Below are 25,205 nucleotides of genomic sequence, written 5' to 3'. Positions count from 1 at the left end.
TCCAGACCAGAGCAGGTACAGGGCCCGTTGCACGCATATCCAAACGGATCACCGGGCCGAGATAAAGTGACACCCCGGCTATCGTAGCCAACATCCAACCTAGCACTGGACCGACAACATACAGCGCGCCAAGCCCGTAGAACGGCCATGTCCAGATCAGCGTACACCAGACGATCTTTTCGGCTGGCGTTTGAGGGGCAACACGCGTCAAACTGCGGCCTCTTTCTGGTCTTTCAGCAGCTTTGAGATCAGCGGGTTTCGGATCCATGCCAGAACCAAACCCATCAGCAGCATAAGGCTTGCAACGATCCCGGCGGCAATCGAGATCTTCTTGTTCGGCGAAGACGGGCGAGTCGGCAGAGACGGGTTCTCCAGAACTTGGATCAAGGGATAGGAGGCATAGACATCGGTCTTTTTCGACTCGGACCGCGCGATGGCAGAGGCGAACACGGCTTCTGCCACGGCGAAATCTCTCTGCCGGTCCTCCAATTCAGCGGCGATGGGGGCGAGGTCTGACAGGCGCAGGGTTTCCAAACGAACTTGCGCGCGCTGTGTCGCGACATGCTCTTCCAATCCGGCGCGCAAGGCATCTTCGCGCACCAACTCGCTGAGCAACTGCGCCCGTTGCCCTTCCGGCGCGCGATCCAGTCCACCGAGCTGCTCGACCTCAAGACCAGTCACCTGCGCCGCGCGTTTTAAAGCAACCGAACGCGCCCCTTCATATTCGTTTTGGGCATTCACATAGATTGGGTGGCGCGATCCGTAGGTCGCGTCGGCTTGCGCCAGCTTTGCAGCCCCCACCGACACATCCGCAAGCAACGATAGGTACTGCGCATCAGCATAGAGTTTCAGCGTTGCCGCCGCTGCGTCAGAGGGCAGATTCAACGCGACTTGAAGCGCGGCGACACGTTCCGATTGGCGTGCCAGCTCGCTCTCCTGCGTTCGCAGCTCCTGCTTTGCACGGTCATTAGCGGCGACCTGCTCTTGGTATTGCGCGACTGATATCAGACCGCTTTGCGATTGCAGCTGTTTGATCTCGGCCCGCGTGGCCTGAATTGCGCTCGTGTAGTCTTCGATCGCGCCGGTATTGCTGGCCTCACGGGTGGCAATTTCATCGGCGCGCAGGGCGTCAATCTCAGCGAAAAAGGCGGCCACCAAGGCGTCTCCATATTGTTGAGCGTCTGCCGGAGAGGCCGCTTGAAGCTCGATATGGATCAGGCTGGTTTGATCGACCAGTTGCACCCGCGGCTTTCCAAACGCGTCCCGGTCAGCCTCTACCGTCTTGGCTGCCGCGTCGAGTATACGGTCGGCCGACAACAAACGTTTATACGTCTCGGTCGGGCTGATTGACCCGTTGGCAAAGGCGGAATTCGCGTATGATGATGCCTGACCGATATTGGCCAGATTGACCGATGCCGAAGCGCCAGATCCTGGCAGGATTAATGATGCGTGAGAGGTGTATTTTACAGGCGCGGTCGCCAAATAGCCGCTGATCGGGGCCCAGATGCAACTCGCCCCAAGAAGGTATAATGCCACGTAACGAGGCAGGCGGCCTACGTCGCTAAGGTGCCCGCCCTTTAAGATGCGGCGCCACCCGAGCGTTCTGAAATTGGATCGGGAAATGCGCACCCAATGCAGAAATTGCATGTCGCGCGTGGACTCAGAGGAGTTCGAAATCTGTTGCGGCATGGAAAAACCCTTTCTTACAAGGGTGATACACCGCATCTGATTGCTGATCATTCGCTCAGCAGGCTAGGGGCCGAGGGGATTGGGAGCGTCCCCTATCCCTTCGGATAGTTAGGCCTAGAACAACCCAGCCTCGCGCGCGGCCAGTGCGGCCTGCGTTCGATTGCTGACACCAACTTTTCGGTACAAAGTCTTCATATGCAGTTTGATCGTCGGCTCTGACAGATCCAGATCACGAGCGATTTCCTTGTTGGATTTGCCCTCAGTCAGCCCTTTCAGAACTTGCCGCTCACGCTCTGTCAGTTTTTGAGCCATGGGGTGGGAGTCTTCCGGCTGCTCTGCGTTCATGAAACCCGCAGGAAGGTATTGTTCCCCCATCGCCATAAAGCGGATCGCGTTGACCAGAGATTTAGCCGGTAAAGTTTTTGGGACGAAACCGGCTGCACCAAGCTCTAGCGCGCGTTGCGCCAGATCACGCGAGGTGTCGCCGGTAAACAGGGCCACATGCTGGGCACCGTCCAAAGCGATGCAGGTTTCAAGTCCGGCCAACCCGTTCATGCCGGGCATGTTCAGGTCCAGAAGAACCAGATCAAAGGCTCCGTCGTTCTCAATCAAAGTTTTCGCGGCTGGGAAATCCGGCGCGGTCTCCACCTCGATCCCGCCTGCTGCATCTATGAAGGCAACGAGCGTATCCAAAATAAGGTCGTGGTCGTCAGCAATAAGAACTTTCATCTCAAATCTCCGTCTGCCCCCAAACACACCCAAATGCGTTAGTAAAACATTGAACCCATGGCATGAAGCCTTCCTGACGGACAGGTGAATATCCAATCGGATAGTTCAGCGGGCCGTTTTCACCACGCTATGTGCTGCGGGGTCGTTTGAATAGACCTATTCTCCGATCCCTCTCCGGATGCTCGCCTATCGGTTGCAGGGTCTCATTGGCAGTCTGAAGCCACAGATTGTCATCGTTGATCGGAGAGTTCCATGCAGTTCCTGTCAGTCCAAGATATGCATAAAGGCGCGCAGCCAACACCCATACCAACTTTGGAAAAGCCTGAGATTTTGGGTCTGCCAGTTGTGAACGCCCGATCCGGACAGGTGATCTCAAAACTGCTGGATGGGACCCGCCGGACTGTGTTTTTCCTGAATGCACATTGCGCAAATATAAGGGCCCGCAACCATACATATCGAGCAGCTTTGGCCCGGGCAGATATGGTCCTACCTGACGGAATTGGGGTGGAGGTCGCGGCAAAGTTGCAAGGTGTCCAGCTGGCTGAGAATCTGAACGGCACTGATTTTGTGCCCAAGCTGCTGAAACGGGCCGCGCGTCTTGGGCAGTCGGTCTACCTGTTGGGGGGACGTCCCGGAACAGCTCAGGCAGCGGCGGCGCGGTTGCAGCACATGATCCCCGATTTGGCCGTGGCTGGCACGCGCGATGGATTTGAAGAGGCCGCGCGGGTTGATGAGGCGATCGACGATATCAACCAATCTGGCGCAGACATTCTGATGGTCGCAATGGGCGTCCCACTGCAGGAGCTGTGGATAACGCGGAACCGCCACCGGCTTGACCCTCGCATCGTGCTGGGCGTGGGGGCTTTGTTCGACTTCCTGGCCGGCAATGTACGTCGGGCACCGCGCATCGTTCGGCACGCCCGAATGGAGTGGGCATGGCGGTTGGCGATGGAGCCCCGCCGCATGGCCCGCAGATATCTAATGGGCAATTTCGAATTCCTCGGGCGTGCCGCGCAGAATTCTGTCCCTAAGGTCTCAGCATGTCGCCTGCTGGACCTCACTTTGGCGGTGGTCGCGCTGTCTCTTCTGGCCCTGCCCATGGCCGCAATCGCCGCATTGGTGCGATTGGACAGTCGCGGCCCCGCCTTTTTTCGGCAGACACGTATCGGCCGAAACGGGGTGCCCTTCGCGATGTACAAGTTCCGCTCGATGACGCAAGACGCAGAAGCGCGGCGTGCGGATCTGCTCAACCATTCGGATCGTGAGGGCGTGTGCTTCAAAGTCAAAAATGATCCACGCATCACTCGCGTTGGGAAGGTTCTGCGTCGGTTCTCTCTGGATGAACTGCCGCAAATCTTCAACGTGCTGAAAGGGGATATGTCGCTGGTCGGACCGCGCCCGGCTTTGCCCGAAGAGGTTGCCGCATATCCTGACCAAGCGCTGGAGCGCCTGCAGGTTCGTCCCGGTATCACTGGCCTGTGGCAGGTTTCGGGCCGCGCGGGCATCGGCTTCGACCGCATGATCGAACTGGATACAGCCTATGTTCGCTCCCGCTCGCCCCTTCTGAACCTCTTCCTCATCGCATTGACCGCACGTGCCGTCGTGTCGGGGCGCGGCGCTTACTAATCAACCCTAGGAGCATTAATATGACACGTATTCGCAAAGCTGTTTTCCCGGTCGCAGGTCTGGGCACAAGGTTTCTGCCCGCCACCAAATCGGTGACTAAGGAGATGTTGCCGCTGATCGACCGCCCTTTGATCCAATATGCAGTGGACGAGGCCCGTGCCGCCGGGATTGATGAATTCATCTTCATCACCTCAACCGGCCAATCCGCGCTGGAGACGTATTTCGGGCGGAACTCGGGGCTTGAGCGCAAACTGAAGGATGGCGGCAAAACCACCCTGCTGAACCGTCTGCGCAGCACGAACCTTGAGGATGAGACATACAGCTTTATCCAACAAGAGAGCCCGCGTGGTCTGGGCCACGCAGTCTCTCTGGCGCGAGACTATGTCGGTGATGAACCCTTCGCGGTGATCCTGCCGGATGATGTGATCCACGCGCAGCGCCTGGTCCTGGTGCAAATGGTCCAGAACTTTGAAGGCAGCCACATGATCGCGACCGAAGAGGTTCCATTCGACCGGATCAGTGCCTACGGCGTGGTCGATATCGAGCATAGCAAAGGGCAGGTGCAACATCTCAAAGGGTTGGTTGAAAAGCCATCCGCCGATGAGGCACCGTCCGAGTTTGGCATTGTCGGGCGGTATCTTCTTCACCCGTCGATCTTCGATCAGCTGGAAGGTTTGGCACCTGGCGCAGGCAACGAAATCCAACTGACCGATGCGATCGCGGCCGATATCAAAAGGACCGGATGCCACGGCTTCGCCTTTCAGGGAGAGCGTTTCGATTGTGGATCGGTCGCCGGATACCTTGAGGCAACCACCGTTTTTGCGTTGGAACGTGCCGAGCTGCGGGACGGGTTCAAATCCATGTTGCGTCAGCGCATGAACCTCCTGTCTGCTGCTGCATGAGACCGAGGCACCTATCCGTTCGGATAGGTGCGTATCCCCATGCCCATCTGTCGCTGTGGACCTCTTTCTGGTTTCTTACGGTCAAAGAAATGGAGACTAAGATGCGTCTGTTTTTTGCGATCCTCACAGCGGCGTTCACCTTTTGCCTGACGTCTGCGCACGCCGAAGACTTGGCGGCTCCGTCAGGAGAGGTAATTCTGACCATTTCAGGCAACATCGCGCAGACCAGGCCCGACGGGGCGGCGCAGTTCGATATGGAAATGTTGCAGGCGCTGCCGCAACGCAGCTTTGAAACCTCGACGATCTGGACTGAAGGCGAGACCAGCTTTGTCGGCGTTCCCCTGTCTGTATTGCTGGAACGGATCGGAGCAGAAGGTGAGACGATCCGGGCAACGGCGATCAACGACTACGCGGTTGAGATCCCTGTGGATTCGATCTCGGAACAGGACCCAATTGTCGCCTATGAGATGGACGGTGCGGCGATGTCACGGCGGCAGAAAGGTCCGCTATGGATCGTATATCCATACGACAGTGACACCAAGTACCAGACCGAGGTGATTTACTCTCGCAGCATTTGGCAACTCGACAGGTTGGAAATCGTTAAATAGCGTGGGGTTACTATACAGTATGAAGTGGGCGATGCGGGCCAAACATTGACAAGAAATTTCCAAAACCACTCGCGTCGCCGGTGGGCTTTCGGGCTCATCGGCATCGCCGTTCTGGGTGCCCTAGCTTTGGTCGTGTTGCTGTCCGTCAAGGTGATATCCGATCTGCGCGACCGGCAGTCAGCCCGGACAGACAACGTGCAATGGACGCTGACGCAGGTCGAGGTCGAGTTCCTGTTCTACCTCAACGCGCTAGAGGCTGGTGTATCGGATGCAGAGGCAAGCACCGAAAACCTGGACCTTATCCGCCGCCGTTTCGATCTTTTTTACAGCCGTATCGATATTCTGGACACCTCGCGTCTGTTTGAAACGCTGCGAAGTGACCCGAAATTCACTGAACCTCTGAGTGACGTCTCCGCCTATCTGGAGGCCTCGGTGCCTACAATCGACGCTAGGGATCCTGGGCTCATTGCGGGGCTGCCGGATCTCTATGACGGCGCGCAGGGGATCGCTCCAAAGGTGCGAGAGCTTTCGGTCTCGGCGATCTCGTACTTTGCAAGCCAGTCGGATCATCGCCGTGAGGAAACCGCGCTCAGCCTGTTTCAACTGGCCGTTTTGTCCGGTGGGTTGTTTTTGACGCTGACTGCGGTCAGCGCCTACCTCTTGGTGGTCAACCGCAAAGCTGATCGGCGGGGGCAGGCGATTCAGCAGGCAAACCAACGCATGAATACAATCCTGTCGACCTCATTGGATGCCGTGATCGTGGTGAACGCCGCCGGCACAGTGCTGGAGTTCAACGCGGCTGCACAATCGATTTTCGGGTATTCCGAGGCAGAGGCCAAAGGGCATTCGATCGGTGAATTGATTGTGCCTTCGCATCTACGCGAGGCCCACAACCAAGGCATGGAGCGGATGCAGAGCGGAGGCGACCGTCACGTCGTTGGCAAGGGTCGCGTCCAACTTGAGGCTATGCGCAAGAATGGGGATGTCTTTCCCGTTGAACTCGCGTTGCAATCCGCCCAGGCCGGGGATGAGGAAATCGTCATCGGTTTCGTCCGCGATATCTCACAAAGCGTTGCGGATCAAAAAGAGCTTGTCTCGGCCCGCGACCGTGCCCTTGCCGGGGAAAAGGCCAAGTCGGATTTTCTGACTGTTATGAGCCATGAGATCAGAACCCCGTTGAACGGGCTGCTGGGCAACCTCACCCTTCTCAAGAATACGCGCACGACCAAACAGCAGTCTCAGTTTGTCCGCAACATGGAGATCTCGGGCCAGGTTCTGCAAAGCCATGTGGATGCGGTGCTGGATATTGCTCGGTTCGAGGCCGGCAAGCTGTCAGTCGCGCACGAGCCAACCGACCTGAACGCGATGCTGCAGGACCTAGTGGATGGTCAAAGCGGCAATGCGGCCTCGCGCGGCAACTCAATCTCTTGGCAATGGGTGGGTGGAGCCTATCCGCATGTCGCGACTGATGCGCAAAGGTTGCGGCAAATTCTGCTGAACCTCGTGGGTAATGCGATCAAGTTTACCGAAAATGGCCGTGTTTCTATTGAGGTCGAAAGATGTGAACCTGAAGATCAGGGTAAGGCACATGTATACGAAGTGCGTGTGATCGATACCGGGGCTGGCATCGCCGATGATGAGATCGACGCCATTTTTGATGACTTCTACACCAGCGATCCCTCTATCGGTCGCACGGTCGGAGGAACCGGGCTTGGCTTGGGAATTGCCCGTAGGTTCGCGCTGACCATGGGCGGTGAGGTCGGGGCGGAAAGCACATTGGGCGAAGGCAGTGTTTTCTGGCTGCGGATACCGTTGCAGCCGTCGGCGCGCGACCAACTGCTAGAAGCTGCTCAGATCAATACCGAGACCGTTCGCCCTCTGAACTTGTTGGTGGTCGAAGACAACGAGATCAACCTCGAGGTCATCTGCAACATGCTGGCGCTGGACGGTCATTGTGTAACGACAGCGGAAAATGGGCAGGTCGGCGTCGACAAGGCCAGCAGTCAGCGGTTCGACGCGATCCTGATGGATATCAGCATGCCGGTGATGGATGGACCAACCGCTGCACGCCATATTCGTGGAGGTCAGGGGCAGTCGACCGATGTGCCGATTATCGCTGTGTCGGCCAATGTCCTGCCAGATGCGGTTGAGACCATTCGCGCCGCCGGTATGACGGCTTTCATTGGAAAACCGATTTCGCTGAATGCCCTGCGCAGGGCGCTTTCGGTGGTCACGCGCACCGACGGGCAGATTTCGGAGCATGCGCAGCCAGATCCGTTAGCGGAGTTGAAAGGCAGCCTCGGCCCTGAAGTCTTTGCCCGCCTGCATGCCAAGTTCATTGCCGAAGGGGATGAATTGGTTGAACAGCTAGAAACCGGGGCATTTGACCAGACAGATTTAAATCAAATAGCTCAGGCCTGTCACAAACTGGCTGGGAGTGCAGCAACCTTCGGCATGGAAGAGTTTCGAGAGGCGTTGGTTGCGGTAGAGACTGCAGCCAAAGAACACAAAGACATCACGAACAAACTCGCTGCAGTCTCCACTGCTTGGGAGCGGGCGAAATCATCGCCCGCTTGGGATTGACTTAGGGCGCCAGCAGCGCCGCTGCGCCGACGATGCCAACCGCGCGGGCGACCTCGGTCAGGCCGGTAACCTTACTGTCGTAGCACGCAATCGCATCTCCTGGCAGAACATAGGGGTCATAGTCATCGCGATCCCCACGTCGCAGCAGCTTTTCGATATTGCGTTCAATAACGATCGAGTTCCCGGTCATCGGGTTGCGGGTGAACAGGACCGCGCTGCGATTGGCATTGGTGGTCTTGGCCCCACCGACGCAATTGGTATCGACTACGGCCTGCAGGTAGCGCGTGCCATAGGGTACCTCACGCACGTCTCTTCCAATGGCCGACTCTGCGTTGCCGGTGGCAGGTTGCGTGAGGTTGGACATATAAAGCGTTACGCCGGGCGGGCTGATCGGGCTGGGACGCATCAAATCATCCTGGAAACACCCTCGGCTGTTGATCACGATCTGATCCCCGGTCAGCAGCATGATGTCGGTCGGATCCGAGCCTTCGAACACCCCGCGCAGGTCCATCCGGTAGATCGTGCCCTGCCGGTGCAGCTCAACTGCTGACAGATCCGCATCCGGGCGCACACCTCCGGAAGCGCGAATGGCGACCGAGAGGTTGCGCGCCTCGGTCGAGGCACCCAGCACGCCCTGACGCCCTCGATCCAGTGCGTCGCCGGGGATGCCTCCGATCTCGACCGAATGGGGTTCAAACACCGCGCCTTTCACGCCGACAGTGACCGAGGCGAAATCGCTGATGCGCGCCGTGACGCGCGGGGTACTGTCGTAGAACTGTGCGGCTACCAGAACCCGGGCCACGTCCCGCTCGACCTGCTCGGTCGTTCTGCCCTGCGCGCGCACCGGCGGCAGGTACGGCAGCTTCAGGTCGCCATCGCGGGACACAACATAGGTGTCGCTGAGAAGCTCATCCCCGTCGATGGTGATCTGCACCATATCATTGCGCGAAAGTTTCTCGCCCAGCAAAGGGCTAAGCGCGGGTTTAGACCATTTGGCAAAGGCGTCTGTGCCCTGATCCCCGGTCGGAGGCATACAGGCGCGCCCGTTCAAGTGTTCCGCTTGCAGCAAGGGCGCAATTGCCCGGCGCCGTGATGGGGCACGGTACTGGGCCTGATAGCTTTCGCCTTTTGCGACGGGTTCGATGTTGCGCGGGGTCTTCATGCTGCTGCAACCCGATAGAGCAATCGCGCTGACGGCCCCTAAAACCAAAACTTTGAAATGTCGTGTCATTTTGAACTCTCCTGAACTGCGTCCACAGCTACAGCAGTGTCTTGATGTGCGTCAGACCGGCATCGGGATTGCCGTTTATCCCATTCGGATAGGTCGCTCGCCCGATGGTCCGCCCAGCTGTCCTCCCGCGTCTGGGACAGGGATGCCGCCACCAATTAGAACTGATCCCGACACTGTTTTGGACATTTGGCGACATGACTCAGCGATTGGCACATACCAGTTTCTTGCGGCATCTGCTGGCCTATGCTGCGTCCGAAGTGGTTGCAAAGGCGTCGCGTCTTGTGGTCGTTGTCGTCGTGGCCCGCAACCTCAGCCCCGAGGCGATCGGTCTGGCTGCTGCTGCACTAGCGGCCGGGGATATCTTAAAGGCGCTGACCGAGAACGGCGTGGGGCAGAGGATTATCCTAGCCCCGCAGGCCGAGCTGCAACAGCGCTGCAACACCGCGCATCGTATTTTCTGGGTCTGGTGCGGGGCGCTGTTTGTGCTGCAACTGGCTATCGCTGCGTTTCTCTACGCGATGGGGCACGAGACGTTGGCGCTGCTTCTTGCCATTCTGGCCGGAGAGTACCTGTTCATGCCTGCCGGTCTGGTACAGGCCGCGCTTGCGATGCGTGAGGGCAAGCTGCAACAGACCGCCGCCATTGCCGGAGGGCAGGTGGTTGGAGCGAATGTCATGGCGGCGCTACTGGCGCTGCTCTGGGCCTCTCCGCTGGCCTTGGTGCTGCCCCGATTGCTGGCTGCTCCGATCTGGTTGGTCCTGATGCGCCGCCTGCGTCCCTGGACATCTGACACCAAACAAGGGTTTGCCGCCCTTCGCCCCTTTGTTGGCTTCGGTTGGGCCGTTCTGGGGGTCGAGATCGTCAAAGTTCTGCGCCTGCAGGCCGACAAGCTTGTCGTCGGCGCGATGCTGGGGGCTGAGAGCCTTGGCATCTACTTCATGGCGTTCAACGCTGGGCTCGGCTTGGCGACATCGTTCACGCAGGCCTTTTCAGTTGTTCTTTTCCCACATCTTTGCGCAGCCCCAAACAAAACCAAGGCGCTGCATCAAGGGCTCGGCACGTCCCTCCTGGTGCTGAGCCCGCTGGTTTTACTGCAAGCTGCGCTTGCGCCGGTCTATGTGCCGCTGCTGCTGGGGGCCGAGTGGCAGCAGATTTCGCCGGTGGTCTCGATCTTGTGCCTTGCCGCATTGCCAAGCGTCATCTGGTCGGCCATGGCCGGTTGGCTGCGGTCCGAAAACCGCGCGATTACCGAGTTGCGGGTCAGCGCGGTCTTGGCTTTCGCACTGATCCTCAACACCGCGATCATGGCCCCATTCGGGCTTATGCCAGTGGCGATCGGATACCTGCTGACCAGTGCTGTCCTGATGCTAACGGCATCTTGGGTGCTGCTGCCTCGGGATCACAAAACAACAGAAAGGTTCGGCTTCCAATGACCCGCTTTACCATCATTGTGCCGTTTCACGCCGATGTGGATACAATTGCCGACACGCTGAGCAGCATTCGCGCACAAAGCTTCACAGAATGGGAGGCGATCTGCGTCGGCGACCGTCCCTCAAACGCGTGCCTGTCCGTCGTGCTGGATCACATCGCGCAAGACCAACGTATCCGGGTCGCGAGCAGCCCCTTGGATGGCCCAAGTGCCGCCCGCAACTATGGGGCCGAGCTGGCCAAAGGGGACATACTGGCGTTTTGTGATGCGGACGATCTGTGGCACAAGGATAAGCTGGCGCAGCTAGACGAAGCCTTCCAACCCGCCTCGACGGATGCGGTCTTTGGGCAGATCCGGTTCTTCGCCCATCAACCCGGAGATTCTCAGACATGCTCGACCGTTCCTAACGCACCCCTGGCCATTCCGGAGCTGTTGGCTGAGAACCCGGTCTGCACCATGTCCAATCTTTCGATCCGCCGTGAGGTCTTCAACGCCGTCGGCGGGTTGGACACGAGAACCGTGCATAACGAAGACTTGGAACTGCTGATCCGCCTCGCAGGTGAAGGGTTCACCATCAAAGGGGTCGATCAGTTTCAGGTCTGGTATCGCACCAGCGTCAGGGGCTTGTCGTCGGACTTGCACGCAATGCGCGCTGGGCGGGCCTACGCGGTCAAAACAGCCGCATCATATGGCGTGTTCCCGTCCCGATCGTCCGAGGCCGTCTACCTGCGCTATCTCGCACGCCGGGCGCTGCGGTTAGGGCATCAGGGTCAGGCGCTGTCTTACACACGCAAAGGCTTGAGCCTGCATACGCGCAGTTTCCTGCTGCCCCTACGCCGAGGTCTGCCCACCGCCGCAGGGGCCACGCTGGCCCCAATCCTGCCGCAAGCAATCAAACGCGCGTTGTTTTCATGAGAATTCCGAAGGAGATCACCATGCCCACGGCATCCATCGTCGTACCCGCCTACAATGCCGAAGCAACCTTGGCCGAAACGCTCGCCTCACTGCAGGCGCAGACCTATGACGATTTCGAAATCATCATCGTCGACGATGGATCGCAGGACGCGACCTCCGAGATTGCTCGCGCGCACCAAGGCGACACACGCGTACGACTTGTCGGGCAAGCCAATCGTGGGCTGGCGGGGGCAAGAAATACTGGCATCGCTGCCGCGCGGGGTACATTAATCGGCTTTTGCGACGCCGACGATCTGTGGATGCCCGAGAAGCTGGCGGCTCATGTTCACCATCTCAAGGCCGAACCGGACGTGGGGGTTAGTTACTCCGGCAGTGCCTTGATCGACGAAGCGGGGTGCATGATGGGGATCAAACAAGCACCCCGCCTGAAGAATGTGACCGCAGCACATGTTCTGAACCGCAACCCGATCGGCAACGGATCGGCGGCCGTTATTCGAAAGACAGTGCTGGAGGCTTTGGCCTACCGCCCGAGCTTTGAAACCGAGCGGGATTGGGTCTTCGATGAGACCTTCCGGCAGTCCGAAGATATCGAATGCTGGATGCGGCTGATGTTGAAGACCGATTGGCAGATCGAAGGTGTTCCGGCGCTGCTGACCCACTACCGGATCAATGCAGGCGGGCTTTCGGCGGCTTTAGATCGCCAGTTAGAGGCGTGGGAGAGGATGGTCGCGAAGCTGCGCCCGCTGAACCCTGAATTCTTTGCCCAGCACGAACCCTCGTCCCGTGCTTATCAGCTGCGCTATCTGGCGCGGCGGGCTATCACCAACCTCGATCGGGACAAAGCTTGGGAGTTGTTTGCACGCTGCGTCCAGGAAAGCCTCCGCCCGGTGTTTGAGGAACCTATGAAAACGTTCAGCACTTTCGCCGCAGCCCTTGTGTTGAAAACGTTTGGACCCGGCCCGATCACCCGGCTGGGACAAATGAAATCCAAACTGCAATCGATCTGAGAGAGGCGTCATCATGGAACAGAAAAAGATACTCCACCTGGTGGACGACACGACAGCGGGCGGCGTGATGCGGATGCTCGACCATCTTTTGGCGCAATCAGATCTGTCCGAAACGGTCGATCAAAAGGTGTTGAAGGTCAAACGGACTGCATTTTCTTGGGGCAAACTGAATGCGGATGTCATCGTGTCCCACGTCGTACCAAGTTGGAGAAGCTTACCCGCGTTCTCGGCGCTTCGCGCAATGCATCTGGACGCTCGACTGGTCCATGTCGAGCACAGTTACACCCGGGCATTCACCACTCTGAATGTCCCACACAAACGTCGGTTCTTTGCAATGCTGAGGGTGATCTATTCCTTCTTCGATCAGGTGGTCGCGGTCAGCCATTCGCAGTCGGGCTGGATGAAGGAAAGACGCCTGGCCGCCTCGGAAAAGCTGACCGTCATTCCTCCGACCGTTGATCTTGAGCAGTTGTCGCGCAACACGATGCCTCCCAAGTCAAAGACCACAATTGGTGCCATCGGGCGGCTCGAACAGCAGAAAGGCTTCGACATCCTGATCCAAGGCTTTCGGTTAACCCGAACGCCGGGCGCGCGTTTGTTGATCTTTGGCGAAGGCAGTCAGCGTTTATACCTTGAGACACTGGCAGAGGGTGACCCGCGCATAGAATTTCGGGGCCACGCCGAGGACCCTGCAGAGGCCTATCAAGCCGTCGATATCGTTGCGATTCCGTCGCGTTGGGAGGCCTACGGACTTGTGCTGGACGAAGCGCTTGCCGCGAAGCGCAATGTGATCGCCAGTAAAGTTGATGGGTTACGTGACCGTGAAGGAGATACGAGAGTTTCATTCTGCAACCTTGACCCTTATGATTGGCGACTTGCGATCAATAATTTTCTGCTTTCCAACACTATTGAGAAAAGCAGCTGAATCAAAATTTGACACTGGATCTTTTGTGTTTTAGCCGAGCCATTCGCTGCAAAATCAATTGTGATTTCAAAGAAATTGCCTGAGGCCAGCTTTGCGTTTTGTGCGCGAGCCTACTTAGCGCAATAAATCTTGGTGCCCTCTGTGGACTGCGAGCGGTTATTGCCTTGTGCCAAGTGGACGGCAGCTATGTCCGCATAGCAGTCGTTCAGGCCGAGTGCAGCGAATGTCTACTTCGAGCCCATACCGGAATTCAAAAAACTTCGCTGCACGCGCACGCTGACAGAGAACCGCTACACTTGTGCAATATGCCTAGATGCGTGACGGCGTGAGAAACTGCCATAGATGCAATGCGCAGCAAAATAGTGTCTTAGCGAGCAAAAAGGCGCAAGACAGGGCAAACGCTTTTGGGCGGCCAATTTTTCAATTTAAAACCACAACGACTTGTCGCAAGACAATAGATGTCGAATAATCGTCTTGGTGTCTTGATTTATAACACGCGTAATTTGAGGCGGTTCATTGGGGGGCATCTATTGTTTTCGTGTTTTGTCAGCCATTCTTCCAAAGACGCTGCTAGGGCACAAAGCCTAGTCGCTGAGCTTGAACAGGTTGGACTGACCTGTTGGATAGCGCCGCGCGACGTGCAGCCCGGTGCAGCCTGGTCGGAAGAGATCATGCGCGGTATCGAAGCGTCCCGCTGTTTTGTCCTTTTGTTGAGCGATGCGGCGAACCTTTCGGACAACGTTTTGCGTGAGGTGGAACGGGCGTCGAGCAAAGGCAAAGCAATCTATCCTGTCCGGATAGAGGATGTCGCGCCGTCAACGCGGCTTGAGTACTTCATCTCCGTTCATCATTGGATCGATGCCGTTGACGGTCTTGCTGCCGCGCAGGCCAAATTGTTGGCACAAGCCATGGTCGACGGCGAGAACTGGTCATCTGCCCCAAGGCTGAAAAAGGTCGAGAATCCTTACACCACGGAGGTCAAGTGGACGGGGCCCATTCTGCCTGACCCGATAGCGGGAGAAGCTTGGGAAGATCAGATTAGTTCCGGGCATGCAAAGAAAATCGAAGAAGCGAAAATTGGCGAAAACGGTCGAGAATGGTCGGTTCCGCTAATCCTCACCTGGCACAATCAACGCACTCTCTTTTTAGGTGGATCTCAGCGTTTGTTCTCCGTTCATCTCGACAATGGTTGGGTGTCCGAGAGATTTAACGTTCCACGATGGCGAGAGCGCTATCTATTTGATTTTGCATCCTATCCGGGCGGTGACACGATGATTGTGGGCAATACCTTTCGGAGAACGAGCAGAGGATTGGACCGCAATAAAGAGAACTACAGTTGGGCGACCAAGACAGACACTTACCACAACCCAGATTGGGGGCGTGTAACCGTGTCTAAGACGGGCGATCATTGGGCCCATTCCGGGTTGGTCACGGGGACGCGGAGCAAGAATTTTCTCAAGCGCTTTTTGGCTATCCCGGACACAACGAGCGACCGCTATGAGGTTACTGTTTGCAAGAAAGGGGGTGTTCCGGTTTCGCGCTATAAGGTTTCCGGAGAACTATTGGATCACAGAGCGCGGATGGAATTTTCACCTTCTGGAAAATATCTAGCATTCTCAGATGTCACCTTTGTGTCGGCTATTCCAACTTCGGATGAACAAGACCAATACACGCTGCAAGATTGGCGACCTCAGCTTGGCGACGAAGACCACGGTAGGTTGTTGGCCTGGCATCCCACGCGAGACATCTATGCCTGCGTCTATGGCTGGCGATCGGAGGAGCCGCATGGCTTTGTGATCGTTGATGCCGCGACCCGAGAATGCCTACAAAAAACCGAATTGACCCGAAAAACCACAGCAACGGCCATAGATTGGAGCCCCGATGGCCGTTTTCTTGCGATGGGTGGCGCTGATCAGGCTATTTTTCTCTGGGATTTTGAAACTGGTAGCGCGGTTCAGATGTTGGGACATCATGGTGTAATTGATTCCGTCCATTTTAGTCATGATGGGAAACGCCTGTTGTCCACGGCGCACGATCATAGTCTTTTTATCTGGAATTCTCTCAAGCCCGAAAAACCGGTTCTTTCGACGGAAGGTAATTTGGAAATGAGTTATATGCAGCGGTTGAATGGAAGCCCATGGTCACCGGACGGAAGGAGTTTCGCGGCTTTCGGGAAGGGGCATCAGCAGATCAAGGTCATGACGCTACAATAGCCACTTTCCGTGTCAAAGGACCCGTCGGGAAGATGCCGCCAGCTCATTCGGTTTTGAAGATATCCGAAGAAGGCAAATGCTAGATAGCTCTTGCAATCCATTGGGTATGTTCGCGTGAGAAAGCATCTTCGGCAATATTGACGTAAGATCTAAAAGTTGCATCGTCGTTGATCGGCAAAAACTCGGTGCGCAGTTTTTGGATTTCTAGTGCCGTCAACGCATAGGACGCTGACAATTCAGAATATCGTTTCGCCTGTGCATACCCAAGCAGAGATGCAACAAGAACAAGCAGGGGCTCGGCTACCCAAAGCACCTTACCTTCTGCGAGCGGCTGATAGAACTGGAGAGCTGTTGCCCCCATCGCCGTAAGGTATACGAAGACAATCACGAACAGACTCTTCTTAAAGGCCCGCTGGTTCGCCTTTGCTTTCTCTTTGTACCATTTCAACTGGTTCTCGATTCTATGCTCTAGATAGATTGCTTTCCGCTTCTCAAAGGGTTCGATTTGAATTTTCTGCATTCTGGGCGTTGCCTGTTCGTCAGCATCCTCAATCCGGATCAACCGCGCCGAGTCGAGCGGCTGAAATGTCACCAGCTCATGCAGGCGCTTGGCAAAAAGCGCACTCGTTTCGGAGGTTTGGAAGTTAGGGGCAAAAGGTGCCGCCCCCATCATATAGCGCCAAGAAAGTGTCTTGCAGGATTCGGCGAGAGCGCGAAACCGATACCAGTTCTGATTTGGCTTTGCAGCACCAAGGACCAAAGCCGCTGCTGCCCCGCTGACTAATAGAAAGAAGTACCCCACCAACAACAGAGTTTGATCAAGATAACCTGCAAACAATGTCAGCGCGCTTGCCAAAAACAAGCACAGATACTGGGCCCAGAGCATAAGAAAATAGAGCGATTGGGTCCGACCCGCTTCTTGATCCGCCGCCCGATAGACCGCAGGAAAATCCTGATTGTCCATTGTTAATTCCCAAGTACCAAAAGTTCCAGAAGACCTACGAAGCTACACAGCATCAGTTAAGTCGGTGCTTTGCAGACCGTCAAGGATACGTGATCTGCGTGGGGTTCCTGTTTCAAGGTTTCCAAAAACGATGACCTAAGCCCGAGACTTGAATGCTAGGAAAGTCTTTCGCCGCGTTCGTAAATCCCGATTGCCGCAAATGTACGGTCCCGGTTCAGGTTCATTGGGCACTCCGGAACGACCGGTATGAAGATTTCGGCTGCGATGCAGCGAAATACGCACCGCGTGTGCGAACCGATGCTGCATCAGCGAAGTTCGAAAAGTGAATGTCGGCTTCGTCCGCAACCCGGTCATAGCCGTGTTTTCTACCAATGTCTGCTCTTGGATCAAAGCAGCCGTTTACGCTCCGACCTGTTAATAGGTCCAGAGCCTAATAGTCTCAGCTCCGGCTCACCTTTATTGTCGTCCTCTGTCGAATGCGGATAGAAGCATGCCCAAACTGCCCGTTAGCGAGCCTTCGCCGCACTCCCGGTGGCTCTAGATGGCGATACTTACCACGAGAAAACTCCGGCAAATCTAAAGCCAGCCCTTGTTTAATTAACTCTGCACCAATGTCTCGACCGTCTGGTAGATAGCATGTTCCCACAAGTCGGTCGTAAGACCTTTCACCATCAAGTTCTGCGGTAATGGTCTGCCCCTTACAAATTTCGACCATCGCCCATTTGGACTTTTGGCCGTAAGGCATGTCCAATTCCGGAGCATCGATTCCAGCCAAACGAATTTTTGTTCCATTTATTCGGACAGTGTCTCCATCTATCACATAAGCACGCCCTTGCAGCATCATGCTCTTTGGCATTGCTGGTATTGGGTATTCTGGCTTGTGGATGCGGCGTCTATTGTTGGGTCGAACAACTGGCTTCAGCGTTGATCGCCGATTGTTAGGTCGAACTACCGGCTTTAGGGAGGTTCTTCTCCGACGAGAGCGACCTACCGCACGGCCTATGGAGCGACCTATAGAGCGGCTTGAGCCAGTGACCTTAATCAAAAGTCCGCCAAAAACAACGGCCAAGACAACTAGTTCCATTGTTCCCAAAACCCTTCCACGAAGCGGATGATGTATGTTGTTCAAATAGGGTGTTTTGGGGTCGAATTGCTTTCGATTCACGGCCAATAGTTTTTTAATTTCCGCCAAATTAATTATATACAGATCAATTACTTAGCTACTCTCGGAGGTTTTAATCCGAATTGAGGTTCGTACCGTGGTTCATCAACACCCAAGGTAATCAACCAAGTCATGGATACTGGCTTTGATGTTCGGTGCGCCCAGAGAAAAAAACACCCGCTGAACTGAGGCGGGGTACCGGCTATTGATCCAACTAGCGAAACGACCCGTAACACTCATGCCCCATTTAGTCTGGGCAGTCCCATGGTCAGACTAAATCCCCGCGTTGCCTATCATCCCAGATTAAGGTGACGCGGGGAACTTTGATCCAGCCCATGATCCCTGTCGTAACTAAAGTACCCCAAACTGCAACCCGCGTTGTTCAACTGGTTTCCCTCCGAACAATGCGGGATTTTTGGGGATGAGGGGGTAACGAGTTTTCTGTGACCAGTGGCCGACCGGACCTTTTAATTCTGGTTCGGTCGGTAACGCATGATCTGGTGGCTGGACATTGTGCGCATTGAGCCATTCAAAGATGGCGGCCCAATCGTCTTGTAACGAAGGTTTGCTGCGATACTCGCGCAAACTTTCCAGCTTGCATTTTAGGTCGTGAGGAATCGTGTGAAGCCACTTTTTCATGACAAGATGTTCTGTTTTTGTTCCGAATCGTGTCAACCGGTCATCCGCTCCCGCTACGGGCGTTTTGTCTGCAAACGAGTCCGCAATTAGTCCGCAAACGGTGCTGACACAACGAACAGAACGAACAGATTTAGTGTTCAGAACGTACAGAACGCACGAAATATGGTGTTCCGTGCGTTCTCCAAAACCGTAGGTCGCGGGTTCGAACCCTGCTGCCCCTGCCATCCGCATCAAAACACCAATCGGCAATCGTGCTTGGCGCGTTTACAGCGTCCGCGGCTTTCGGCTATGGCCGGGGCGAACCGGAAATCAGAACGCGCGCAGGCTTTGTGAGCCGCAGTGCAACCAAACCCTATACGCCATCAAAAAATTCCGGCCCAGAGTGTGAACAGCGTCACTGACGGATGTTGGAAAGTCTGGTTGTCTGAGAATGTCAAAGAGTTGGCGTTCAGGTTCTGCACAGAACGCAGGTTTTCAGTTTCTCCCTTGTGACTGGGGCGCGCTTGAGGTCGAGCGCGCCCTTTCCGTTTCTGGTCAGCAACGCATACTGACGATATCAGAACGTGCAGAGATTCTGCCCAAAGCCGGTGCTTGAGCAAAACCCGCAAAATCGGGCTTTGCACCAGAGAAAGTCGTGTGGCGGCCGGACGGTCAGGCCAGCAGCGCCAGATCCCCGATATTTGTCTTGTGCCGGGTCGGCATCGTTTTTACCGAATGGCCGTCGATCGTCAGGGCGAGGTCCTCATAAAACCCGCCGCTGTCGAACCACCAGCGATGCGACTTCATCATCTTGCGCTGTCCTTTGGGGACGTCTCGTTGATATTGGTGGTCACAGAAAATATCCCAATGACCTTTCGAGGTCAGCTTCGGCATCCCGACACGACCGGCGCGACGCCGACCGCCGTGAACAATCCCGCCGGCCAGGGCCAGCACCTTGTCTTTCCGGCTGTAGTAATTGGTGAATCGCTTGCACCGTTTTTTCAGGACCAGATCGCCCCATGCGCCCTTTTCCAGCCATTCTGAATCGATGTCCGCTGACGCGAACATGACCTGATCCGCCGACCATATCTTGTTGCCGGGCCCGGCCGAATCCCCGAAGTCAGAGAATGCGCGCAGTACCACCAACGCTCCCATGGAATGAGCGATCAGATGCACCTTGGGGCGCGGCGACATTCCCAACAGCGGCAAGATTCCGTCCCCCACCAGATGCGGTGCCACCGCCTTGGCATCGGAGCGGTCCGAGTCATAGGTGTGCACCGATCCGTCGCTGGGCCAGTCAAAGGCAACGACCGCGCCCTGATACCCGTTGCCCCTGAGATTGGTTTCTATTTTTCCCAGCCGGTCCAGCATGTCCTTCTGGCTGGTGTTGAACCCGTGAACATAGATCAGGACGGCCGAATCCCCGCCCTCCTGTCGCACGAGATCCAGCCATTTGGCTTTTTTGACAATACTTCCCTTACGAATTTTTCCACCGGGGCTTTGCTGGGTGATGTGAACATATCTGGTCTTTGCCGCCGGCTTAAACGTGAACTTTTTCTTCTGCGCGTTATAGGTGCGGCGGGAAAAAAACAGTGCCATTATTCAAACTCCATTCTAATCAATCCGTAAAATGTGCCATGAGCCGCCGTTTTCACAAAGCGTAATCTCCCGGCCCTTCTGGTGCCAAAACGGGGATGTGCGATGAAGCCGGTATGCGCCAAGGTTGCATACAGGGGCATCCTGACGTCCAATGCCTGTTTCCTCTGCCGGCTTAATGCCCTAGTGTCCGCTGCAAACGAACACACGCACGAGGCCCCATGTCGCGTTTTGATGGATATTTCCTGCGGCAATTGCTGATTCTGTTTGGCTTTTTCACCTTGGTGCTTGTCGGTGTGTTCTGGATCACCCGGTCTGTCAGCCTGTTTGACAGGGTCATCAGCGGTGGGCAGTCGGCAATGGTCTTTCTGGAATTCACCGCGCTGACTTTGCCGACCCTGATCCGCACGGTCATGCCCATGGCCGTGTTTGCCGCCGCCGTCTATGCCACAAATCGCCTGAGCCGCGAAAGTGAGCTGACGGTTATGCTGGCCACCGGATCCAGCCCTTGGCGGCTTGCCCGGGCGGTGCTGCTGTTCGGTGTGATTACCGGGGTGATGATGGCGATCATCAGCGTGTTCCTGCGCCCGGCCTCGGTGGAACAGCTGGAAATCCGGCAAGCCGAAGTGGCCGGAGATGTGACGGCTCAACTGCTGAACGAAGGCGAGTTTCTGCACCCCGCCGAAGGTGTCACGGTTTACATAGGCAGCATTGATCTGGACGGCACACTCCACGAAGTGTTCGTGTCTGACCGCCGCGATCCTGAAAACGCGGTCAGCTATTCAAGCGTAACCGCCTATCTGGTCAACAATGATGTCGGCATCCACCTTGTGATGGTTGATGGGGTTGCATTGCGCCTGAACAAGGAAGGCAAAGTGTTGTCATCGACCCTGTTCCAGGACGCGTCCTACGACATCTCGGAACTGACGAATACAAATCCGATGGCCCGGCGCAGCCTCGAAGCTATTCCAACGGCGGACCTGATCCGCAACCGGGATGAGGTTTCAGCCACGGAAGGGTTCAGCCAAGGCAAGCTGATCGAAGAGCTGCACCAGCGGTTCTCGTGGATCGCGATATGCATCGCCGTGGCCCTGGCCGGGTATTCCACCCTGATGCTGGGCAGTTTTTCCCGGTTTGGATTGTGGCCGCAGATATTGGGCGCCTTCACCATCCTTGTGCTGCTTGAAGGTGTGCGCGGGTTTGTTTCCCCGATGGTGATCGATGACCCGGAGCTATGGTTTCTGCTTTACCTTCCCGCAATCATAGGGGTGCTGATCTCGGGCCTCTTCCTGCTTGTTGCTGGTCGGCCGCTGATGCGAAAACGGCAGCGCGCGCCGCAGATCATGCCGACGCCGGCCTGAGTTCTAGCCGCGAAGATCCACCAAACAGCTGTGAATGTCGTCAAATTCCTCGCGATCACCGCGGGTGACCAGATACATTGGCAGCGGCAAGCTGATACTGTCCTCGACCCGCTCCAGAGCACCCGAGGCCAGATGTTCGGAAATGACGTAATCGGGGAAATAGCCGTTTCCGCCTCGGTGCAGAACATATCGCAGCGCCATCATGCAATTGCCAAGAAACACTGTCTGACCCGACGCCCGTCGCGCAGCCGATCTGACATGGTCCTGATAGACCTCGCCCAGTTCAAGGTTGACGAAGATCATGTCATCGTCCGTGCCGTCAGTCTTTGGCGTCCGGACCAGGGACAAAAGCTCGGGTTCAAGCGCGTACCACGTGACACGCCGGTCCGCCGGCTTTTCATGTGTGATTGCCGCGTCCAGCACATGGGTTGCCACCGCTTCGACCATGTTCAGGTCGTGGTCATAGTTCAGCGTCAACAGCAACTTGCCAAAGCGCTGTTCAAACCGAACCGCCAGGTCCACCAGCAACGGATCCCAGATGCTGAGTTGGCCGCCCAACCGCAGCGCCGGGCGGTTCTGTGCCTGTACCGGCAGGTCGCGCGATGCAAAGCCCCAAAGGGACAACATCTGTTCCGCATAGGGTTTGAACTGCTGGCCGAACTCGGTCAGCGCCGTTCCGCCGGCACCGCGCGTGAACAGCGCCCTGCCGGTTTCCTCCTCGATCAGGCGAATACGCGCGCTGACAGCGGTCTGCGTCACATTCAACTTGCGAGCGGCGGCATGAAAGCCACCGGCTTCGGCCACGCAGAGAAAAGTTTCCAAAGCTTTGAATTGCATGTCGAAAGTATTTTTTGATCATTGTGATAAAATCAATTCATTTTTTTGGAGCTTGGTTTCGAACTACGCTTTCGCTCAGGACATATGCTAAAGGATCAGCCATGCTGGACAAAAGCCACAAACCCACCTGGACCAGTTTCGAGACAGCCACCAAGGCCGACTGGGACGCCGTGATGGAGTACGAAGAGGCGTATAATGCGGCCCTGCCAGACCGCATCCTCGATGCCATCCGCTCGTTGGACGAAGAATGGACGCCCTATCCGGTGAACCGCTACCAGCACAGCCTGCAAGCCGCGACACGTGCTTACGAGGACGGTGCGGATGAGGAACTGGTGGTGGCGGCGCTGATCCACGATACCGGCGATATCCTGTCACCCTACAATCACGGAGAGCTGTCAGCGGCGATGATGAAGCCTTACGTCAGCGAAAAGACGTATTGGATTCTCAAGCATCATTGCGTGTTTCAGGGATATTACTACAACCACCATCTGGGCGGCGACCGCAACGCGCGCGACAAATATCGCGACAGTCCTTATTGGGAAGATTGTCGCTATTTCTGCCATGAATACGATCAGAAGGCGTTCGACCCGAATTATCCGACCAAGCCGCTGGAGTTCTTCGAACCCATGTTGCGCCGCGTCCTGAACAGGGGCGAAGGCCATATGGAGCTGAACGAAACCGCCGATGACGGCAAAACCGGCTAGGAACCGGATCAGGCGGGCCAGCCCGGCCCGCCTGCCTGTTTAGCAGCTCGCCATCAGGCGATAGACGATCTGCGCCGCAGTGAAATCCCAGGCGGCATTGCCGTCGGGGGCCAGTTCGACCACGTCGAAGCCGACGCAGCGGCGGCCCTTCAGGGCGTGTTCGACGAGGCGAAGCGCCTGATAGTATCCCAGCCCGCCCGGAACGGGCGTGCCGGTCGCGGGCATCTGCGCCGGGTCCAGCCCATCAACGTCAAAGCTGACATAGACCAGTTCGGGGAAATCCTCGGGCAGGTCGACGGCATGGATGTTGCCGGTGACCAACTCTTCGGCATCCACGTGGAAGACGCGGTTCCTCAGGCGGCTTTTTGCTTCCTCGGTGGAAAAGGCGCGCGCGCCGAACTGGGCCAGTGGGATACCCTCCTCGGCCAGCAGATGCATCACCGAGGCGTGCGAGTGTTTTTCGCCCTGATAGGCGTTGCGCAGATCGGCATGGGCGTCGATCTGCACGACGCCGAGGGGCTGGCCTAGCGAGCGAGTCACACCCATGACCGCGCCATAGCTGAGCGAGTGTTCACCACCCAGCGTGACCGGCACCTTGCCGGCGCGGATGGCGGCCTCGGTGCGCTGGGCGAGGCGCTCCATAACGTCCGGCAGCGGGCCGTCGCAATCCAGCGGGGGCTCGGTAAAGATGCCTTCGACGCAGGGTTCGGCGTGGCCCGTGATGCGTTCGAGTTCATTGCTGGCCGCGATGATCGCTTCGGGGCCTTTGGCGGTGCCAGACCCGTATGAGACCGTGCGTTCCAGCGGCACCGGGATCACACGAAACCGGGCGTCTTCGCTGCGTTCGGTCTCGGTCAGTTCGCTGTCGAGGAAAATGCTCATGAAAGCCTCTCTTTGAAGTCGCTGTAGCCGAATTGCCTGATGATTTTCAGCTCATCGGTTTTGCTGTTCCACAGGGCGATGGTGGGCAGGGGCACGCCGTTGAACGTGTTGGTTTTGACCATCGAGTAATGCGCCTGATCGAGGAAGGCAAAGCGCTGCCCGATCCGCAGCGGTTCGGCCCAAGTGTAGTCGCCGATCACGTCGCCCGCCAGGCAAGAAGGGCCGCCCAGGCGATAGGTGTGGCCGGATTCGGCCTCGTCCATCAGGGCGGGGCGATAGGGGGCCTCGATCACGTCGGGCATGTGGCAGGTGGCCGAGATATCGGTGATCGCCAGATCCATGCCGTTGTGCGGCAGGTCGAGGATTTCGCCCACCAGGATGCCCGCATCCAACGCCACGGCCTCGCCGGGTTCCAGATAGACCTCGACGCCGTATTTGGCGCGGATGTGTTTGATGAAGTCCACCAGCCCGTCGCGGTCATAGTCGCTGCGGGTGATGTGGTGGCCGCCGCCGAAATTGAGCCATTTCAGGCCGTTCAGGAAGGGGGCGAGTTTCGGTTCGACAGCGGCCCAGGTGCGCGCCAGAGGCTCGAACCCCTGTTCGCAGAGCGTGTGCATGTGGAGGCCATCCACGCCCTCCAGCGCCTTAGCGTCCAGCTGGCTGACCGGGGTGCCGAGGCGTGAACACGGTGCGCAGGGGTCGTATTTCGCGACCTCGCCTTCTGAATGCTCGGGGTTGATGCGCAGCCCGACCTGCCGCCCCGCGGCTTGTGCCTTGGCAAGAAAGCGGTCTTTCTGCCCGGGGCTGTTGAAGATGATGTGATCCGACAGCGCAAGGATTTCGTCGATGTCGGCGTCCTTGTAGCCCGCGCAGTAGGTCGCGACCTCGCCGCCATATTCCTCGCGGCCCAGCCGGGCCTCGTAGATGCCGCTTGCGCAAGTGCCGCCGAGATACTGTCGCACTAGAGGGGCCAGAGCGAACATCGAGAAGGCCTTGAGCGCCGACAGGACATGCGCGCCAGAGCGCTCACCGATATCGGCCAGAACCGCCAGATTTCGCTCCACCGCCTTTTCGTCGACGACGAAGCAGGGGGAGGGGACGCGTGTCAGGTCGAAGTGGCGGAAGGCGCCGGCGTCTCCGGCCTGTGTGGTCATCATGTCGGACATTTCGGGCGTCTCCGATTGTGAAAAGCCCCGGGGGGCCTGGCCCCCGGACCCCCCGGGA

General features: G+C 57.0%; 21 protein-coding genes. 11 read left to right on the top strand and 10 right to left on the bottom strand.

Translation table 11 applies throughout. The features are described 5' to 3' along the window. Positions 1-207 precede the first annotated feature (207 nt). On the bottom strand, positions 208-1,482 hold the full coding sequence (locus GOW09_RS11975; RefSeq protein WP_254442733.1) for a hypothetical protein: 1,275 nt from the start codon (positions 1,480-1,482) through the stop codon (positions 208-210). A 321-nt stretch (positions 1,483-1,803) separates the two neighbouring features. Beyond that, a complete protein-coding gene (locus tag GOW09_RS11970) occupies positions 1,804-2,418 on the bottom strand; it encodes a response regulator transcription factor (RefSeq protein ID WP_170752082.1) in 615 nt (204 codons plus the stop codon). A gap of 480 nt (positions 2,419-2,898) precedes the next feature. Here GOW09_RS11970 and GOW09_RS11965 point away from each other — a divergent pair, with 480 nt between their 5' ends. From GOW09_RS11965 to GOW09_RS11950, 4 genes are all read left to right on the top strand, one after another. Beyond that, a complete protein-coding gene (locus GOW09_RS11965; protein ID WP_371808047.1) occupies positions 2,899-4,044 on the top strand; it encodes a sugar transferase in 1,146 nt (381 codons plus the stop codon). A 20-nt stretch (positions 4,045-4,064) separates the two neighbouring features. Next, on the top strand, positions 4,065-4,946 hold the full coding sequence (locus tag GOW09_RS11960) for a UTP--glucose-1-phosphate uridylyltransferase (protein WP_170636891.1): 882 nt from the start codon (positions 4,065-4,067) through the stop codon (positions 4,944-4,946). Between the two features lie 101 nt (positions 4,947-5,047). Then, positions 5,048-5,554, top strand: a complete 507-nt coding sequence (locus tag GOW09_RS11955; RefSeq protein ID WP_171118605.1) for a molybdopterin-dependent oxidoreductase — start codon at positions 5,048-5,050, stop codon at positions 5,552-5,554. Between the two features lie 45 nt (positions 5,555-5,599). Next, positions 5,600-8,137 (top strand): ATP-binding protein, encoded by a 2,538-nt coding sequence (locus GOW09_RS11950; RefSeq protein ID WP_171118603.1) that lies wholly within the window; start codon positions 5,600-5,602, stop codon positions 8,135-8,137. 1 nt (position 8,138) lies between these two features. Here GOW09_RS11950 and GOW09_RS11945 read toward each other — a convergent pair whose 3' ends face one another. Further along, on the bottom strand, positions 8,139-9,368 hold the full coding sequence (locus GOW09_RS11945) for a polysaccharide biosynthesis/export family protein (RefSeq protein WP_171091468.1): 1,230 nt from the start codon (positions 9,366-9,368) through the stop codon (positions 8,139-8,141). A 194-nt stretch (positions 9,369-9,562) separates the two neighbouring features. Between GOW09_RS11945 and GOW09_RS11940 the strand changes: the two genes are divergently transcribed. From GOW09_RS11940 to GOW09_RS11920, 5 genes are all read left to right on the top strand, one after another. Further along, positions 9,563-10,801 carry an oligosaccharide flippase family protein gene (locus GOW09_RS11940; RefSeq protein WP_171091466.1) on the top strand — a complete coding sequence of 413 codons (1,239 nt, stop codon included), beginning with the start codon at positions 9,563-9,565 and terminating at the stop codon, positions 10,799-10,801. After that, complete coding sequence (locus GOW09_RS11935) at positions 10,798-11,712, top strand: glycosyltransferase family A protein (RefSeq protein WP_171118601.1); 915 nt, start codon at positions 10,798-10,800, stop codon at positions 11,710-11,712. Before GOW09_RS11940 ends, GOW09_RS11935 begins: the two co-directional genes overlap by 4 nt. A gap of 20 nt (positions 11,713-11,732) precedes the next feature. After that, positions 11,733-12,719, top strand: coding sequence for a glycosyltransferase family 2 protein (locus GOW09_RS11930; RefSeq protein WP_171118599.1), 987 nt, complete (start codon positions 11,733-11,735; stop codon positions 12,717-12,719). Between the two features lie 13 nt (positions 12,720-12,732). Beyond that, positions 12,733-13,644 (top strand): glycosyltransferase family 4 protein, encoded by a 912-nt coding sequence (locus GOW09_RS11925; protein WP_171118597.1) that lies wholly within the window; start codon positions 12,733-12,735, stop codon positions 13,642-13,644. A gap of 458 nt (positions 13,645-14,102) precedes the next feature. Continuing rightward, positions 14,103-15,857, top strand: a complete 1,755-nt coding sequence (locus tag GOW09_RS11920; protein ID WP_171118595.1) for a toll/interleukin-1 receptor domain-containing protein — start codon at positions 14,103-14,105, stop codon at positions 15,855-15,857. 79 nt (positions 15,858-15,936) lie between these two features. Here the strand turns inward: GOW09_RS11920 and GOW09_RS11915 are convergent, their stop codons facing one another. The 4 genes from GOW09_RS11915 to GOW09_RS11900 form a co-directional block, all read right to left on the bottom strand. Continuing rightward, positions 15,937-16,821 carry a DUF4231 domain-containing protein gene (locus tag GOW09_RS11915; RefSeq protein WP_171118592.1) on the bottom strand — a complete coding sequence of 295 codons (885 nt, stop codon included), beginning with the start codon at positions 16,819-16,821 and terminating at the stop codon, positions 15,937-15,939. 439 nt (positions 16,822-17,260) lie between these two features. Beyond that, positions 17,261-17,677: a thermonuclease family protein gene (locus GOW09_RS11910; RefSeq protein WP_171118590.1), complete on the bottom strand. Its 417-nt coding sequence runs from the start codon at positions 17,675-17,677 to the stop codon at positions 17,261-17,263. Positions 17,678-18,334: 657 nt separating this feature from the next. Then, a complete protein-coding gene (locus tag GOW09_RS11905; RefSeq protein ID WP_217360272.1) occupies positions 18,335-18,622 on the bottom strand; it encodes a hypothetical protein in 288 nt (95 codons plus the stop codon). A gap of 651 nt (positions 18,623-19,273) precedes the next feature. Continuing rightward, positions 19,274-20,200, bottom strand: a complete 927-nt coding sequence (locus tag GOW09_RS11900; RefSeq protein WP_152458902.1) for an alpha/beta fold hydrolase — start codon at positions 20,198-20,200, stop codon at positions 19,274-19,276. A gap of 218 nt (positions 20,201-20,418) precedes the next feature. On the opposite strand from GOW09_RS11900, the gene lptF reads away from it, so the two are divergent. After that, positions 20,419-21,558: an LPS export ABC transporter permease LptF gene (gene lptF, locus GOW09_RS11895; protein ID WP_171118586.1), complete on the top strand. Its 1,140-nt coding sequence runs from the start codon at positions 20,419-20,421 to the stop codon at positions 21,556-21,558. 3 nt (positions 21,559-21,561) lie between these two features. On the opposite strand, the gene GOW09_RS11890 is transcribed toward lptF, so the two are convergent. Then, on the bottom strand, positions 21,562-22,395 hold the full coding sequence (locus GOW09_RS11890; RefSeq protein ID WP_171118584.1) for a LysR family transcriptional regulator: 834 nt from the start codon (positions 22,393-22,395) through the stop codon (positions 21,562-21,564). 101 nt (positions 22,396-22,496) lie between these two features. Here GOW09_RS11890 and GOW09_RS11885 point away from each other — a divergent pair, with 101 nt between their 5' ends. Then, entirely contained in the window at positions 22,497-23,099 is a 603-nt protein-coding gene (locus GOW09_RS11885) for an HD domain-containing protein (protein WP_152458899.1), read from the top strand. Positions 23,100-23,138: 39 nt separating this feature from the next. Here the strand turns inward: GOW09_RS11885 and speB are convergent, their stop codons facing one another. Together speB and nspC are read right to left on the bottom strand one after the other, a co-directional pair. Then, positions 23,139-23,981: an agmatinase gene (gene speB, locus GOW09_RS11880; RefSeq protein WP_171118583.1), complete on the bottom strand. Its 843-nt coding sequence runs from the start codon at positions 23,979-23,981 to the stop codon at positions 23,139-23,141. Continuing rightward, on the bottom strand, positions 23,978-25,147 hold the full coding sequence (gene nspC / locus GOW09_RS11875; RefSeq protein ID WP_171118581.1) for a carboxynorspermidine decarboxylase: 1,170 nt from the start codon (positions 25,145-25,147) through the stop codon (positions 23,978-23,980). The genes speB and nspC overlap by 4 nt, the downstream gene beginning before the upstream one ends. Between the last annotated feature and the right edge of the window lie 58 nt (positions 25,148-25,205).

Source organism: Ruegeria sp. HKCCA5463 (genome assembly GCF_013034175.1).
Taxonomy (GTDB): domain Bacteria; phylum Pseudomonadota; class Alphaproteobacteria; order Rhodobacterales; family Rhodobacteraceae; genus Ruegeria.
This window is presented reverse-complemented; position numbering and strand designations above follow the sequence as displayed.